Origin of the sequence: uncultured Oxalicibacterium sp., from assembly GCF_913776015.1 — a bacterium.
GTDB lineage: Bacteria > Pseudomonadota > Gammaproteobacteria > Burkholderiales > Burkholderiaceae_D > Oxalicibacterium.
On sequence record NZ_CAJYMD010000005.1, the window covers coordinates 25,562 to 41,074 of the forward strand.

Below are 15,513 nucleotides of genomic sequence, written 5' to 3' on the forward strand. Positions count from 1 at the left end.
GCTCATCGGCGAGCAGAAACCTACGACTCGCCTCTCCATAGAACGTCAATACTGCCTGACACGCCTTGCGGTGTGCACGGGCTTATTGCCTAATCTCATGTTTATTCAAGGAGTACGCCGTGTCCATGTTGAAGAACGTCATGAGTCCTCATGTAAAAGTAATTCATCCCGATGCCACCATTGCCGAAGCTGCCAAGCAAATGCGCGATGGCGGGTTTGGTATGTTGCCGGTCGGCGAAAACGATCGCATGATTGGCGCGATCTCAGATCGCGGTATTGCGATTCGCGGTGTTGCGGCAGGCAAGCCGGGGGAGACACCACTGCGCGAAATCATGTCTACAGGAATCGTTTGGGCCTACGAAAATGATTCGATCGAAGAAGGTGCCCGCATCATGTGCGAACACCAGATTCGACGGTTGCCGATCGTCAACCGGGACAAGCGTCTGGTCGGCATCGTTTCTCTCGGAGACTTCGCCGTGGAAACCAGCGATCTGCAAGCCGTAGGTGAAACACTCTCCGAAATATCGACGACGCTCTGAGCTTCAAAAGCTCAATACGTCTGGCGATAGCGCAAGACAGTCGCTCCATTCTTGTCTTGCATGATCAACGCGGCACCATCGAAACGCCATGTCTGCGCTGCACGTAAAGCGTCGCCATATTGCTGCGCCACTTGCATGCGTGGCGCAGCACAAGCCATGCGCGTGGCCATCCAGCCAGAGGCTGGATGGCGAACGGTGCCATCGCTTTCCAAGTGAAAACCACCGGCAATTCGATTACAGCCATCCGAACCTGCCACCTGTCCATTCGGATCAATCATGAGCGACGGTGGCGCATCAAGTCGCACAGCCTGTCCGCGTATTTCGGATACCAGCCATTGCGTTTCTTCCAGCCGTGCCGGCGGCAAGCCGCTGCCGCCGCAGCCACGATATTCACGCCCCTGCAATTGCATGAAGACGCGATGCTCGAAGGGCTGACCGCTCATGTCATCTTCACAGCGCTCACGCCATATCTGCATGCGAATGTCTTTGCCTTCCGCATACCATCCGCCGTGCGGCGCTTCATCTGTTTCGGCGATGCCCGTCACGCTGGTCAAGAACGGTGGGGAATCCGGCCGTTCTACCGTTATCGTTTGATCCTGCATACGCAGATGCCAGAACGGCTCATTACCCGCGGCACGGTACGTCGCCGGGAAATGCTCCGTCACTTTGGCCGTGGGCGCGGCGCAGCTCGCCAGCATCAAGACTACCGGAGCGATGAACCATTTTGCAGACATGTCACTCTCCTTCTAAATCGTCGCATGCATTGACTTCGATGTTAGCGAGAAGTGCCGGAAACAAAAAAGCCGGCTTGCGCCGGCTAAATGGGTACTACTTTGGTTTTTATTAGAAGCTGTAACGTGCACCCAGCGAGAAAGCGTGGGTTTTCAGGTGATCGCCATCAGATTTGAGCGTTTTACCGTAATTTTCGTATTCAGCAACGACAGACCAAGACTTGGAGAAATTGTATTTCGCACCCAAACCAAACATCGGCGAAGTGCGACTTTCCGAACCACTTCCTTGAAATACACCATTTTCAGTCCAGCTAACTTTTACACGGTTAGCGGACAAACCTGCTTTGGCGAAGAGAGCGAACTGTTCATTAATTGGCAACGTACCCACTGCAGCAAGGTAAATAGAACGTGCCTTGATTTTGAAATCATTGCGATTGCCACCAGAAATAAAGGTGGCATCCAACGTGCCCAGATGCGCATAACCGCCTTCGATACCAAAGTTATTGTTGAAATTGTAGCCACCATACAATTTGTAGCTGTTGAAATCGTCTTTAGCCGAACCGTCGCCTTCAACCGTAACTTTCTGCGTTGCTTTACCAGCGTTGAGGCCAATGTATGCACTCTGTGCCGAAGCAACCACCGGCAGCGCTACAACTGCACCAACCAATACTGCCAACATCTGTTTTTTCATCTTCGTTCCCAATTTAATTCGGCAAAGTTGCCCGGCAGCATGATAAATAGCGTGCGAAAACCTGCCCATCCCATAAATCCAGTATTTCATACGCCACTTTTTGTGTTTTCTGGAATGCGCTCTTTCGCCTAAAACATCTGCAATCCGAAACCTGAGTAGGGATTTCAGGTCTTATGCGATTCGGCATCGTGTCTTTTCCACAATGCGACAACCACAATAAGAGCAAAAATCATGAGCGTCCCGCCATTCTCCGCAAACTGTCCGCTGTTTTTCATCATGAATGCCGGTTCAGGCCATAACGACAAGGCGCAAACGCAGGAGACCATTGAAGAAGTCATGCGGGTGGCTGGGCGGCCTTATGAAATCTGTCTGGTCGATAAGCCCTCCATGCTGACAGATACCGCACGCAAGGCTGTCGAGAAGGCACTTGCCTGTGGCGGTGCCGTCGTTGCCGTGGGTGGGGATGGCACCTTGAACGCAGTGGCCAACGTTGTCGTCGGGAGTGGCTGCGTATTCGGCGCCCTACCGCAAGGCACCTTCAACTATTTCGGGCGCACGCATGGGCTGTCGCAGGATGGGCGTGAAGCAGCGGAGGCCTTGCTGCGCGCGACACCGCATCCGGTGCAGGTCGGCATGCTGAACGAACGCATCTTTCTGGTCAATGCTAGTCTTGGACTTTACCCTCAGGTACTCGAAGATCGCGAAGCCTACAAGCAGCACTACGGCCGCAGCCGGCTGGTGGCAGCATGGTCGGGGCTGGTTTCGGTATTTCAGGGACATCGGCAACTGCGCATTACGCTGGATAGTCAAGGACGGACCAGCACCTTGCGTACACCTACATTATTCGTGGGGAATAACCGCCTGCAACTCGAACAAATCGGCATTCCCGAATCCGAGGTAATTGAAGAAGGCCAACTGGCAGCGATCGCTGTCAAGCCCGTCGGCACGCTATCGCTCCTGTGGTTGATGCTATGCGGAGCATTTGGTCGATTGGGTGAAGCGGAAAACGTCATCAACTTCAGCTTCTCGCGTTTGACGGTCAAACCCTCGAAGCTCTATCGCACGCAGCGCGTAAAAGTGGCGATGGATGGGGAAATCAGCTGGATGAATACCCCCCTCAACTTTCGTGTATCGCCTGACCCGCTTTATCTTTTGAAGCCGCAAGCCACGACTCCGGACGGACGAGAGGCGACACCGTGAGCGTGATCCTGCAAATCTCCGATCCACACTTTGGCACGGAGCGCCCACCTGTGGTGGCAGCGCTCAAACGCTTATCTCAAGCGTTGCATCCGACCATGCTGATTGTATCGGGAGACATCACGCAACGCGCCAAAGCCACAGAGTTTGCTGCTGCACACCATTTCCTAGACAGCCTCGCCGTACCTAGCATGCTGGTGGTTCCCGGCAATCACGATATTCCATTGTTCGATTTGATAAGCCGCCTGTTTGCACCATATCGCAAATATCGGGCTGCATTCGGCGACGATCTTGCGCCGATTGTGAACACGCGGGATGTACTTGTCATCGGTGTGAACACTACTCGCCGCTATCGTCACATCCAAGGTGAAGTTTCGCCCGCGCAAATTGCCGCAGCGGCAAGCCACCTGCAACACGCTCGTCCGGAACAACTACGCATCGTCGTCACGCATCAGCCCGTTCATGTGGTGTGCGATGAAGATCGAGAAGACTTGCTGCGCGGGCACCGCGAAGCGATCAAGGCGTGGTCTGCCGCTGGCGCCGACCTCATTCTGGGCGGCCACATTCACCGCCCGTCATTCAGTGCGCTGCACGAAGTATTCGACGACTTGCCGCAACCAATCTGGGGCCTGCAGGCAGGCACATCGTTGTCGGCTCGCATTCGTTTTGATGCGGGCAACTCGGTCAATGTGATTCGCCATGACGACAGCGACCTGAATTGCGTGATCGAACGTTGGGATTATGTGGACGATGCCGATGCGTTTTTATTGCACACGACCCACACCATGCAACGAAATATGGCGCGTACTTCTAATTAATTGGAAAGTCCGCTTTTTTTATTTTGATATTGAGTTAATCAATATTGTTTTGGTGGCTAGACATTTAGAGCTAAACCGAAAAATTGACATACTAAGCCCGCCGCGCAAGCATGCCTTCGAAGGGTTTAAAGGACGTTCTCAATAAAATCGCCAGAACATGGCGCGGAATGGCGGACTTACATGGTGCGGCTGGCTGGAATCGAACCAGCGACCCTTGGCTTCGGAGGCCAATACTCTATCCACTGAGCTACAGCCGCATGGGAGAACCTGCAGAGGGCTGAAGGATACCGTTTTTCTGTCGGGGCGTCCATGACAGGCGCATTTGCAGCGTTTCCAGATCGAATAGTTTGTGTCTATAATCGGGTGGTTTGGCGAAGTCTTTGCAGTCGGTACACCTCCGCGCGGCACGGTCTCCTTCCGTTTTCCCGCGCGCTTATTTTGATTTCAAAATTACATAGAGGGAATGATGAGCGACGCACACCACGAAGAATCCGCAATCAAGACGCCGAAACAACTCCTCCTTGCCGTCATCGCCGGCTTTCTCGTCCCCATTGTCTGTATCGTGCTGCTGGTAGCTTTCGTGACCAACGACAAGCAGCTTGGTGCCGGCTCCGATAACTCTCCCGAAGCGGTAGAGAAACGCATCCGTCCAGTGGCCGACGATGGCTTTACGGTCAAGGATGGCGCAACGCCGCAGGCATTGAAATCCGGCGACGAGGTGTACAAGATGGCCTGCGCCATGTGTCATGCCAGTGGCGTGGCCGGTGCCCCCAAACTGGGTGATGCGGCTGCCTGGAAGCAGCGCCTGGCGCAGGGTTACGACACGCTGGTCAAGCATGCTGTCGAAGGTATTCGGATGATGCCGGCCAAGGGCGGCCATCCGGAACTCGACAATGTGGAAGTCGCGCGGGCCGTGGTCGTGCTGGCAAACAGCGCAGGCGGCAACTTTACGGTACCCGAACCCAAACCGGTGGAAGCAGCTGCAGCACCGGCCGAGCCCGTCAAACAATAAGTCGGCAATAAATAACTCAAGTCGCATGAAAAACAAAAAGCCGACCAATGGTCGGCTTTTTTGATCGCGGCAGAGAAAATCACTCTTCTATTTGCGGTGGTGTTTTCCTGTTGCGTGCAAACAGGTACAAGCCCGCACCAACTGCACCTACCAACGCGGCACCGCGCAGAATCGGTCTGATCACCGAGCGCTTCGAGAGGATCGAAATCCCGCTCAAGACAAACGGTGCCAGACGCTGGATTTTGGCCAGCGAAATGCCACCACTCATATTGACCAAATCGGTGACATTGGCCAGCGCGGACTGCGCCCGCGAACCCAATATGCCGAATGCTGCACGCGTGAGACCTTCTCGACCCAGATGCGCTCGCACCAGATTGCGTGACTGGCCCATGCCGGAACGATAGGCGCGGCATTGCAGAATCAAGCGTTCCTTTTGCTGCGCCAAGGTTTCGACCGGTTCGCTGATTTCAGGTTTGGACATGCCGACCTCTTTCACGAAAGCGCATCATGATCGTTGCGCAGCTCTTCCATCGTTGCCGGCATGGAGAACAAGCCTTGCTTGATCTGCGCTTGGATATACAGGAAGATCCCGATTGTCACGACAGTGGCAACCAGCGCCATGATCAGCAGGATTTTCCAGCCCAGCGACGGCCAACTCAGATAAACGATGAGCGCCGACCAGTAGGCCACCGCAAACCAGGCAACGATGACGGCCAGTGCAAACAGCACGGCAAGGCGCGCGGCATTGGCGCGGATTTCAGCCAGTTCCAGCGCGGCCAGCTCAATCCGGCTCATCAACAGCCCGAAGGCGTTGCGGATCAGGCCCGCCACGCCACCCATCAAGCCGGAATCGGCATTCTGAGAACGTGTGGTTTGGCGTTCCATGAATGGCTCCCGCTTACTTGCGCGAGATCAGGAAACCGAACAGCACACCGATGCCGGCAGCCACAGTGACAGCACGCCATGGATTTTCATGTACGTAGTCGTCAGTCTTGACGGCGATTTCCTTGCCGGTTTCGATGGCGGCAACTTGCACTTCGTGCGCCTTGGCAGAAGCGGTGTCCAGCAGTTGCAGACCGCGGGCACGCAGTTCTTCGGCACGTTCGCCGGTAGAACTGGTGGCTTCACGGAACAGATCCTGTGCATCCTTGATCAGGCTTTTCATATCGCTACGGGTGGTTTTCAAGGTAGATGCTTTCATTGGTTGGCCCCTTTTTTTATGAGAGACAGCCTGCGCTGCGAGTGCTGCGACGAAGCTGGCGGTTGAAATAGCGGTTGTCGGTCAGCCTTGACCGAGGCATTACGACATCTTTTCTGATCCGGTTACAGCACTTTGCTGCCATTGCAGCTTGGATCAGTCACGTATTTAAGAACCTCCATAACGCGTTTGTTAAGTGTTTTACCATATCTGGTTGACGATTGAACAGGCGGTAGCGCACACAAGGCGGAAATAATCATTTTTAAATTCAAATACCGGGCGTGCAATCCGCGCAGTGCGCCAGATCGTCAACCTGACGCGCCAAATTCTCCTGCAATGCACGCAGCGCCGTACGCACACCTTCCTCGATGACGGGATGATAGAACGGCATTTCCAGCATCTGCTGCACCGTCATGCCGCTCTGACAGGCCCAAGCCAATAGATGCGCAAGATGCTCGGCGCGCGGCCCGACCATCTCGGCTCCCAGCAGACGTTGCGTGCCACGCTCGCCGTAAAGCCGCAGCAGGCCGCGGTTCTGTCGCATCACACGGCTGCGCCCCTGATTCTCGAACGAGACTTCACCCGTCATGAAACGTTTATCTTCAAGATCGCGCGGCGTCTGCCCCAGCGAGGCGATCTGCGGATCAGTGAATGCGATATTCAATGGCAGACGCCGCAAACCAGCTGCGACATCGGGAAAGCGCCCGGCATTGTCGCCAGCAATACGCCCCTCATCGGTGGCCTCATGCAGCAAGGGACGCTCGTTGTCGACATCACCGGCGATGAAGATCGGACTCTCGCCACACTGCATGGTCAGCGTATCGAAAACGGGAATGCCTTTGTCATCAAGTTGCAAACCCGTTGATTCCAGCCCGAGCCCTTGTACATTCGGCTTGCGCCCCGTCGCCGCCAGCACATAACGAAAACGCTCGGTACGTGTCTTGCCATCGGCATGGCGCGATTGCAGTTCCACTTCCTCGCCGACGACATGCGCCGAGACGATCTCGGTTTGCATGCGCAGATCGACTTCGGCACCGATCGCGGCCAGTGCAGCCTGATTGACCTTGTCGTCGGCAATCTGCGCCAGACGATCAGCGCGACCGAATACGACCACGCGCACACCTAGGCGATGCAGCGCCTGACCAAGCTCAAGACCGATCACCCCTGCACCGACCACCGCAATCGAATCCGGCAGGTCATCCCAATCGAATATATCGTCACTGACGATGACGCGTTTGTCCAACGCTCGCAAATTATCAGGAATGACAGGATGTGAACCTGTGGCGATCACGATGCTTTTCGCATGGACTTCGGTATCGTCGCCAACCTGCAAGCGAGTCGGCGCGAGGAAATGCGCATGACCCCACAGGCGCTCATGCGCCTCGATACGTGCAATACCTTCCTCTACAAAGCCGACAAAACGATCGCGCTCGCTACGCACGCGCTGCATCACGGCCTTGCCATCGATGCGCGACTGCGTGACCTCGATACCGAAACCATTGGCAGTAGCAACCACATGGGCCGCTTCAGCCGCTGCAATGAGCAGCTTGCTGGGCATGCAGCCGACGCGCGCGCACGTAGTGCCGTAGGCGGTGCCTTCAATCAGTACAACATGCTTGTCGTGCGTCTTGGCGGCACGCCATGCCGACATGCCGGCACTGCCAGCGCCGATCACGGCCACATCGCATTCGATCTTTTTCATGAATCCAGTCTCCCACCGCGAGGTTCGTCCAACACCAGATCATCATGCGGGACCGAAGTTCCGCCAGCGTGTGTCAGTCGTTCAACGCACGCAGTTCGGCAATGTCGGCAATGCTGCCGAGCTGAATCACGACCGGATTGGCCGCGCCCCGTGCCTGCATCGGCCGCCATGCAAAGCGCCATTCACTTTCAGCCGCGTGCACGCGCTCCTTGGAAAACAGTTTGCCCAATGGGCTTGGCTTGCCGTAGGACATGGCAGCATCAATACCGGCCCAGTTGGGCAAGGTACGCTGGGCGGCGCGATGCACGCGTTCGCCAAAGGCTTCGGTATCGTGAATCACGAGGCAGGCGCCATGCGCAGACTTGCCTTCGAACAGTGCGCCATCCGGCTTTTGCACCAGACTCAGAGCCAGAAAATGCGGATCCGTTGCGGACAGGACGGGAAATTGCGGAGGAGCGAGACGAAACTCGCCGTGGCTGAGTGCGCGCTCCAGCTTGTCGCGCTCGGCAAAGTAATACAGCTTGGGCGGGCGATTATTATCGATGTTGGTCATAAAGCGATCCAGAAAATGAGCATGATCAAGTGACCAGGTTGCTCATTTAAGCAGAATCCGTCAGAGGCGGCAAACTGCGGAATGCCAGACCACACAATGCAAAATGGCCGTGCTCCTGTAATGGGAACACGACCAACCATATCGTCATGCGGCAGCATCTCGCTGCAACACATGCATTACATGCCGCGACGATGTGCGTTAGCGACCAATTGTGGTATTGGCACGCGAGCGCTGTTCAAGTTCGATACGCTGTTGATCGATGCGATCGGCATTGCCACGATTCTGGGCATCGATGCTGCCATTGGCACCAACGTTACTGCGGCTCTTGACGCCAGAGGAGGTCGATGAGGTGCCGCTGTTCGACGAACGCACCGAACCTTGGGACGACGTATCCACACCCGTGGAAACACCCGAATTCACGCCGGTATTGCCCACCTTGCCACCTATACCGACATTTGCGCCGACACCAGTGGAAGTGGAACCGGAGGCATCACCGGCACCTGCACCCATGCTGGTCCCGGCACCAGCCCCCACACCGACACCTACGCCTGCTTGCGCCAATGCCAATGAGGAGGCCGAAGCCACAGCAACGAAACACAGCGAACGAATCGTTTTGCCTAACGTCATGATGAATCTCCTTTTGTTTAATAGGTGGTGTTTGGAGACTGCATCCCGACCAGCGTTCACATTGATTGCGTAACAGTGTGCGACAAACCACGCAAATTGCAACAAAGCACCACTATCTGTCGGACAAGGTCTACGGAATGCAATTTGCACTACCCGTTCAAACCGTTGTGGTTTCTATTGCCGAAATTCATTGGCTCAGGACTTGCCGCGCTAATTCTGCATGAGCATGCAAACCCATTGCGCGGCGACTTCAAGCTATTGTGGAGAGACAATGTCGCGATGAATCATGAAAGAAAACGTGACAGGCAAACAAAGGAACCTAGAGTTGCCTTCAACGCTCGCCACGATGGCGCAGCCAGTACCAGAAGATGCCGATCCACTCGTGCATGGCATAGCTGCTTTGATGCAACCATGCAGCGCGCGGAATGTAATCGGCAGGGATCGCAGGTGCCGTAGACACAAAAGCGGTCGGTGCCGGCGTAATGCGCAAGCCGGTACGCGCAAAGACACCGACCGCACGCGGCATGTGCATGGCATCGGTAATCAGCAACACGTCGCGTACGCCTTCTTGCGTCAACATCTGCGCGGTCAGACGGGCATTTTCTGCCGTGTTGTCGGATGCGCCCTCTTCCCACTGTACCGGCACACTGAATTCATCACGCAAGACACGCGCCATGATTGCCGCTTCGGATTCGGCCGCACCTTCCGGACTACCGCCAGTCACCAGCAAGGGCAAGCCGGTGGCGCGCTGCAACTTGGCAGCATAGCGCAAGCGCCTCAGGGTGGCAGCACTCGGCCCATCCTGATCGGCGAATTCGGGCGCATTGGCAAGGCGACCGCCGCCCAGAACCACGATTGCCTGTGCAGAACCAACATAGGGCAGCATCAGCGCCGGGTAACGTTGTTCCAGTGGCTGTGCGAGCAGCAAGGCACCGGGTCGCGTCGAGAGCAATCCCAGCAGCAACAAGGCCGACACTGCCAGCCATGCACCAACACGCGGCCATCGCTTGCGCAAGAGCATGCCCATTGCGCACAACAGGAGCAGGTTAAGCGGCGGCAACAGCACTGCGCCAAGCAAGGTATTGAGAAGCCAGCCCGTGCTCATGCGGTCATACCACCTTGTGCAGCACCGTTCATTCTTTCATCTGCGGTTCGGCAATGGTGCGCAACTGAAAACGGCCATCGGTATTGAACAACCATGTTTCAATCACTTCGACACGACCGCCACGCAACAGGGCCGGTGCCGGCTTGGGAAACGGCGCGGTCTGCTTCAATGAAGTCAGTGCAGTGGCTTCCGTCGTGCGATCACGATTCGACCGCATGATTTCGCTGCGTACCAGACTGCCGTTGGCATCGACCACATACTTGACCACGACGACCGAACGCAGCAATGCCTGTGGTCGGCCGATGAAGACCTTGGTGGAATTGACCGCCGCGATACGTTGCGCCAGTGCTGCCTTGTAATCGCTCAGAGTATGGGCAGTCGATGTACCGTCGGCAGTGGTTTCCACCGCAGCACGTTCATCAATGCGCGTACCGGTGCAGGCAGTCAATGCCAAGGCGCACAGCCCCAGCGTGATGGGGCGGAATCGTATTTTTTTCATGCTATCTCGCTCTTGTCTCGTTGTCGAATTCTCGCGGTCGTTCTTGCTTATCCGGATTGCGTCGTTGCCATGATGACGATGCGCCAGTGTATGCCCGCATTCGGCAGGCACTCAACACGGCACTTCAATCAAATTTTCCTTGCTGGCGAAACTGCTCTGTTGCCGCAATCAATGCCTGTGCCGTCCCCGGCTCCATCGCCGCATGCCCGGCATCGGCGATCAGTTGCAAGCGTGAACCCGGCCAAGCCTGATGCAAGCGCCAGGCAGACACGGGCGGGCACACTGCGTCGTAACGTCCCTGCACGATCATCGCCGGCAATTGTGCAATGCGATCGATCTGCCGGATCAACTGATCTTCCTCCATGAAACCGCGATGTAGGAAGTAATGCGCTTCGAGCCGCCCGACACCAAGCGCTACCGCATCTTCCTCGAAGGTCGCAATGATCTCGGCCTGTGGCTGCAGGAACAGGCAGCGGCCTTCATAACCGCTCCACTGGCGCGCAGCCGCGACCGACAGTACCTCGTCCTTGCCGAACAGCCGTCGCGCATAGGCTTGTAGTAGATCGCCGCGCTCTTCTTCGGGAATCGGTGCGACGAATTCCGCATGGGCTTCCGGGAAAAACTGGCGCATGCCATACATAAACCAGTCTATCTCGGCCTTGGTACAGAGAAAGATGCCGCGCAGAATGAAGCCGAGGCAGCGTTGCGGATGCGCCTCGCCATAGGCCAATGCCAGGGTCGAACCCCAGGAACCGCCGAAGAGCAGCCATTGATCGATGTCCAGATGGCGTCGCAGTGCTTCGATGTCGTCGATCAATAGCGGTGTCGTGTTGTCTTGCCATGCGCCGAGCGGCGTGGACTTGCCGGCACCACGCTGATCGAACAGGACGATGCGGTAATGCGCAGGATCAAAGAAGCGTCGATGCGTAGGCGAAATGCCGCCGCCGGGGCCGCCATGCAGAAACAGCACGGGCATGCCCTGCGGGTTACCGCATTCCTCCCAGTACAGTGTATGGCGCGCATCGACCGCCAGCATACCGTGGCGATACGGCTCGATTGATGGAAACAGGAAAGATTCGGCAGTACGCATGGAAAGCCCTCGAACGCATGCGGCATTGTATCCATTCCGTGCAGGATTGCTGCGTGAAGCAGCGCACGCGAACTTATCGTTTTTCGCCGCCTCTACCTTGTTCATCGAACTCGTCTCGCCGGCAGGCAAGACCGCGTACAGGAGAGGAATATGCATTTGTTGAACGACTGGTTGCTGGCTGGCATTCCGCTCGCCAACTGGCTCAATGCCCTGATCGTTGCGATCGTGGCCTTCGTGATGATGGATCTGGTCACCCGCTTTGTCACCAACCGATTGCAGGCGTTATCAACACGTACGACGGGACGCGCCGATAACATCCTCGCCGACGCCCTTGCACAGACGAAGCGCTGGCTGCTCCTGCTGCTGGCGATTGTGATCGGGCTCGGCACGATGGACTTGCCGGTGCGCATTGGCATCCGTCTGGAACAACTGGGCACCATCCTGATCGGCGTACAGATCGCGATCTGGTTCAACAGCGGCATTTCGGCGTGGATGCGTCGCGTCGTCAACCCCGAAACCACGCCCGATCTGCGTAACCGCGCCACCACCACGACTATTGCCTTCCTCGTGCGCCTGCTGGTGCTGGTCACCATCGTGCTGGCGGTATTGGCCAATCTGGGCGTCAACATTACAGCCTTCGTTGCCAGTCTCGGCATTGGCGGTGTCGCTGTCGCACTGGCCTTGCAGACGATTCTGAGCGATCTGTTCGCGTCACTTTCGATCGCATTCGACAAACCCTTCGAGGTGGGCGACTTCATCATCGTTGACGAAGTCATGCTGGGAACGGTCGAATACATCGGCATCAAGACCACGCGTCTGCGCAGCCTCAGCGGCGAGCAGCTGGTGCGCTCGAACGCCGAACTGTTGAAATCCGTCATCCGCAATTACAAGCGTATGTCCGAACGCCGCGTGGTGTTCAGCTTCGGCATTCGCTACGAAACCCCTGTCGATGACGTCGGTGCACTCGGCAGCGTAGTCAGGGACATCATCAACGGCATCGACAACACGCGCTTTGATCGTGCGCATTTTCAGAAATTTGGCGCCAGCAGTCTCGATTTCGAGGTGGTGTATTACGTACTGAGCAGCGACTTCAACGTCTACATGGATATCCAGCAACGCATCAATCTCGAACTGATGCGTGCCTGCGCCGAACGCGACATTCACTTTGCCCGGCCGACAACCATCATGCACATGGGGTCGGAAATCCAGGTCGCGACACAAGAGAAACAAGAACAGGCCGCAGGCGGCATGCGCTTGGTCTGAGGCGAACGATCAGCGGTTGGTTGCCATGCGCGCCGCCAGCCGCTGACGCGCAATATCGAACACCCAATTGAAGCAGAATGCGTAAAGCATGAAGAAAATGGAGAAGGTCACATCCAGCAACAAGGCGTCTAGCACGGAAATTGCGAGCCACCAGGCGGTCAACGGCAAGGCGATGGCCATGAAAAACGCTTCGAAACCCAGCGTATGCACGACACGCATGCGCACACTACGACGCCAGGCATAACGCCGCTCAACCATTTCATAGAAATGGTTGTAGAGCATGTTGGAAATCATGGCGGCCACAGCCAGCATCAATGCCAAGGCACCGAAATGGAACATGTCCATGCCAAAGCCGATCGACATCAACGGCACCAGAATCACCAGTGCGCCAACCTCGAACAACACGGCATGCAGAACGCGACGTAACAGCGTATTGATAAAAAACTCACATGAAAAAACGGCACAGCCCGTGATTATAGGCGTCCTGCACCTATCCCACAGAGCGCCTCGTCCCGCGACGCACGATGCCAAAAATGCACGCGGCACAAAAATTTCCCAAACAACCGTGACTTTTCCAAAAAACTACTCTATACTCCTCCCTCTTCAGACATGTCGGACAGTGACGCCGGCAGTTTGACTGGGTTGGCTAACCTGAACGGGTGCTTAGCTCAGTTGGTAGAGCGGCGCCCTTACAAGGCGTAGGTCGGGAGTTCGAGCCTCTCAGCACCCACCACCGGTCAAACAGATATCTGAAAAAGTTACGTAGTTAGGAGTGGTAGTTCAGTTGGTTAGAATACCGGCCTGTCACGCCGGGGGTCGCGGGTTCGAGCCCCGTCCACTCCGCCAAATACAAAACGCCCGCACATGCGGGCGTTTTTCTTTTGTGCGCGACCGCACATCTTCGCAACGGTGCGTTGCCCATGCTCGAATTGGGATCGTCGCCTAGTCTGCCAAGCAGTAGACAGCAGCACAACTGCCCAATCACCGTTATTCCCGCAAACGTTTTCTGTAACAGCGCCTTACAGGCGCTATACCAATGTGCCGCACGCAGTAGCTGCCATCCATAATATGGAACGCTCACAGCAAATCTAAAGGAATTTTTAAATAACGCACGCCGTTGTCTTCCGGGGGTGGCAACAGGCCGGCGCGTATATTGAGTTGCACTGCAGGCAACATGAGGACCGGCAAAGCCAGCGTCGCATCGCGTGCACGACGCTTGGCAACAAATTCGCTTTCCGCAATGCGGTCATGCACATGCAGATTGTGCGCACGTTGCTCGACTACCGAGCAAGACCATGCAGGCTGGCGCGATGCCGGTGGGTAGTCATGGCATAGATAAAGCCGCGTCTCGTCAGGCAACGACAAGATGCGTTTGATCGAGCGATATAAGGTCGCCGCATCGCCACCGGGAAAATCGCAACGCGCGGTGCCCACATCCGGCATGAACAAGGTATCGCCGACAAACACCTTATCGTCAATCAGGTATGCCGTATCAGCGGGTGTGTGGCCTGGTACATGCCACGCCTGTGCTTCCAGCTCGCCAATCAGGAACGTTTCATCGGCCTCGAACAAATGATCGAAATCACGCGCGATCCCGAAAGGCGTTTTGTCCAGATTGTAGACATGCCGAAACAGCTGCTGCACATCACGTATGCGCGACCCGATGGCGATGCGACCGCCGAGACGACTGCGTAAATATGGTGCTGCCGAAACATGATCGGCATGGGCATGCGTTTCGAGCAGCCATTCCACCCGCAGTTGCTGCGCCTCGACAAAGGCGATGATACGATCGGCCGAACACGTGCTGGTTCGGCCGCTGCGATTATCGTAGTCGAGCACCGGATCAACGATGGCGCAAGCAGAGCCTGCACCAGCGTGAATCACATGACTGACGGTGAAGGTTTCAGGATCGAAAAAGGAAGCGACCTGTGCTGCCATCGTCTTTGACGAATCAATACGTCTTGTACGCCAGATACTTGCCGCTCATGACGATCTGCACGCGGTCGCCATTCGAATCAGGCAGGCGGCTCATGTCCATCTTGAAATCGATCGCGCTCATGATGCCGTCGCCGAATTCTTCGTGGATCAGTTCTTTCCACGTCGTGCCGTAGACCTGCACGAGTTCATAGAAGCGATAGATGGTCGGATCGGTCGGCACCGAAGTCGGCAGCGAACCACGATATGGCACGACCATCAGCCATTTCTTCTCTTCTTCGGTCAAGCCGAAAATGCTGGCGATGATGTCGGCCGCATTCGGATCGAAAGTCATCTGACCGAGGCAGCCAGCCGTGACCCATTCCTTGCTGAGGCCGACCTTGGCGGCGACATCCGACCATTTGAGGCCCTTGGCGACTTTGGTGGAAATGATTTTTTCGGTGACTTCGAGGCGACTCATTTGGTAACTCCTTGGTTGAATACGGAAAAGAAAATCAGGCAATGCGATGCAACGGCACGGCCGTGGCAGTTGACATCACAGGTTGGGAAACAG

Annotated in this window: 19 protein-coding genes and 3 tRNA genes; 7 read left to right on the forward strand and 15 right to left on the reverse strand. The window is 56.1% G+C overall.

Going from position 1 to position 15,513, the window contains the following annotated elements:
• Nucleotides 1-125 precede the first annotated feature (125 nt).
• Complete coding sequence (locus QZ725_RS00930; RefSeq protein ID WP_293775636.1) at nucleotides 126-539, forward strand: CBS domain-containing protein; 414 nt, start codon at nucleotides 126-128, stop codon at nucleotides 537-539.
• 11 nt (nucleotides 540-550) lie between these two features.
• Here QZ725_RS00930 and QZ725_RS00935 read toward each other — a convergent pair whose 3' ends face one another.
• Nucleotides 551-1,273 (reverse strand): META domain-containing protein, encoded by a 723-nt coding sequence (locus tag QZ725_RS00935; RefSeq protein WP_293775612.1) that lies wholly within the window; start codon nucleotides 1,271-1,273, stop codon nucleotides 551-553.
• A 109-nt stretch (nucleotides 1,274-1,382) separates the two neighbouring features.
• Complete coding sequence (locus tag QZ725_RS00940) at nucleotides 1,383-2,051, reverse strand: porin family protein (RefSeq protein WP_293775613.1); 669 nt, start codon at nucleotides 2,049-2,051, stop codon at nucleotides 1,383-1,385.
• A 141-nt stretch (nucleotides 2,052-2,192) separates the two neighbouring features.
• Here QZ725_RS00940 and QZ725_RS00945 point away from each other — a divergent pair, with 141 nt between their 5' ends.
• Together QZ725_RS00945 and QZ725_RS00950 are read left to right on the forward strand one after the other, a co-directional pair.
• On the forward strand, nucleotides 2,193-3,161 hold the full coding sequence (locus QZ725_RS00945) for a diacylglycerol kinase family protein (RefSeq protein WP_293775615.1): 969 nt from the start codon (nucleotides 2,193-2,195) through the stop codon (nucleotides 3,159-3,161).
• Complete coding sequence (locus QZ725_RS00950) at nucleotides 3,158-3,976, forward strand: metallophosphoesterase (protein ID WP_293775616.1); 819 nt, start codon at nucleotides 3,158-3,160, stop codon at nucleotides 3,974-3,976. The genes QZ725_RS00945 and QZ725_RS00950 overlap by 4 nt, the downstream gene beginning before the upstream one ends.
• A 181-nt stretch (nucleotides 3,977-4,157) precedes the next feature.
• Here the strand turns inward: QZ725_RS00950 and QZ725_RS00955 are convergent.
• Nucleotides 4,158-4,233, reverse strand: a tRNA-Arg gene (locus QZ725_RS00955).
• 209 nt (nucleotides 4,234-4,442) lie between these two features.
• Here QZ725_RS00955 and QZ725_RS00960 point away from each other — a divergent pair.
• Complete coding sequence (locus QZ725_RS00960; protein WP_293775618.1) at nucleotides 4,443-4,988, forward strand: c-type cytochrome; 546 nt, start codon at nucleotides 4,443-4,445, stop codon at nucleotides 4,986-4,988.
• Nucleotides 4,989-5,067: 79 nt separating this feature from the next.
• Here QZ725_RS00960 and QZ725_RS00965 read toward each other — a convergent pair whose 3' ends face one another.
• The 9 genes from QZ725_RS00965 to pip all read right to left on the reverse strand — a co-directional run bounded on the left by QZ725_RS00965 (nucleotide 5,068) and on the right by pip (nucleotide 11,762).
• Complete coding sequence (locus QZ725_RS00965; protein ID WP_293775620.1) at nucleotides 5,068-5,469, reverse strand: hypothetical protein; 402 nt, start codon at nucleotides 5,467-5,469, stop codon at nucleotides 5,068-5,070.
• Nucleotides 5,470-5,480: 11 nt separating this feature from the next.
• A complete protein-coding gene (locus QZ725_RS00970; protein WP_293775621.1) occupies nucleotides 5,481-5,873 on the reverse strand; it encodes a phage holin family protein in 393 nt (130 codons plus the stop codon).
• 13 nt (nucleotides 5,874-5,886) lie between these two features.
• Nucleotides 5,887-6,189, reverse strand: a complete 303-nt coding sequence (locus QZ725_RS00975) for a DUF883 family protein (RefSeq protein ID WP_293775622.1) — start codon at nucleotides 6,187-6,189, stop codon at nucleotides 5,887-5,889.
• A 265-nt stretch (nucleotides 6,190-6,454) separates the two neighbouring features.
• Nucleotides 6,455-7,888 (reverse strand): dihydrolipoyl dehydrogenase, encoded by a 1,434-nt coding sequence (locus tag QZ725_RS00980; RefSeq protein ID WP_293775624.1) that lies wholly within the window; start codon nucleotides 7,886-7,888, stop codon nucleotides 6,455-6,457.
• A gap of 73 nt (nucleotides 7,889-7,961) precedes the next feature.
• Nucleotides 7,962-8,441: a hypothetical protein gene (locus QZ725_RS00985; RefSeq protein ID WP_293775626.1), complete on the reverse strand. Its 480-nt coding sequence runs from the start codon at nucleotides 8,439-8,441 to the stop codon at nucleotides 7,962-7,964.
• A gap of 198 nt (nucleotides 8,442-8,639) precedes the next feature.
• Nucleotides 8,640-9,068: a hypothetical protein gene (locus tag QZ725_RS00990; RefSeq protein ID WP_293775627.1), complete on the reverse strand. Its 429-nt coding sequence runs from the start codon at nucleotides 9,066-9,068 to the stop codon at nucleotides 8,640-8,642.
• 331 nt (nucleotides 9,069-9,399) lie between these two features.
• Nucleotides 9,400-10,173, reverse strand: a complete 774-nt coding sequence (locus QZ725_RS00995; RefSeq protein ID WP_293775628.1) for a YdcF family protein — start codon at nucleotides 10,171-10,173, stop codon at nucleotides 9,400-9,402.
• Between the two features lie 28 nt (nucleotides 10,174-10,201).
• Nucleotides 10,202-10,672: a hypothetical protein gene (locus tag QZ725_RS01000; protein ID WP_293775629.1), complete on the reverse strand. Its 471-nt coding sequence runs from the start codon at nucleotides 10,670-10,672 to the stop codon at nucleotides 10,202-10,204.
• Nucleotides 10,673-10,796: 124 nt separating this feature from the next.
• Nucleotides 10,797-11,762: a prolyl aminopeptidase gene (pip, locus tag QZ725_RS01005; RefSeq protein WP_293775630.1), complete on the reverse strand. Its 966-nt coding sequence runs from the start codon at nucleotides 11,760-11,762 to the stop codon at nucleotides 10,797-10,799.
• A gap of 150 nt (nucleotides 11,763-11,912) precedes the next feature.
• Between pip and QZ725_RS01010 the strand changes: the two genes are divergently transcribed.
• Nucleotides 11,913-13,025, forward strand: coding sequence for a mechanosensitive ion channel family protein (locus tag QZ725_RS01010; RefSeq protein ID WP_293775631.1), 1,113 nt, complete (start codon nucleotides 11,913-11,915; stop codon nucleotides 13,023-13,025).
• A gap of 9 nt (nucleotides 13,026-13,034) precedes the next feature.
• Here the strand turns inward: QZ725_RS01010 and QZ725_RS01015 are convergent, their stop codons facing one another.
• Entirely contained in the window at nucleotides 13,035-13,502 is a 468-nt protein-coding gene (locus QZ725_RS01015; protein ID WP_366773438.1) for a PACE efflux transporter, read from the reverse strand.
• A gap of 180 nt (nucleotides 13,503-13,682) precedes the next feature.
• Between QZ725_RS01015 and QZ725_RS01020 the strand changes: the two genes are divergently transcribed.
• A tRNA-Val gene (locus QZ725_RS01020) sits at nucleotides 13,683-13,758 on the forward strand.
• A gap of 36 nt (nucleotides 13,759-13,794) precedes the next feature.
• A tRNA-Asp gene (locus QZ725_RS01025) sits at nucleotides 13,795-13,871 on the forward strand.
• 231 nt (nucleotides 13,872-14,102) lie between these two features.
• Here the strand turns inward: QZ725_RS01025 and QZ725_RS01030 are convergent.
• Together QZ725_RS01030 and cynS are read right to left on the reverse strand one after the other, a co-directional pair.
• Nucleotides 14,103-14,963 (reverse strand): MBL fold metallo-hydrolase, encoded by an 861-nt coding sequence (locus QZ725_RS01030; RefSeq protein ID WP_293775633.1) that lies wholly within the window; start codon nucleotides 14,961-14,963, stop codon nucleotides 14,103-14,105.
• Between the two features lie 13 nt (nucleotides 14,964-14,976).
• On the reverse strand, nucleotides 14,977-15,420 hold the full coding sequence (gene cynS, locus QZ725_RS01035; protein ID WP_293775634.1) for a cyanase: 444 nt from the start codon (nucleotides 15,418-15,420) through the stop codon (nucleotides 14,977-14,979).
• Nucleotides 15,421-15,513 lie beyond the last annotated feature (93 nt).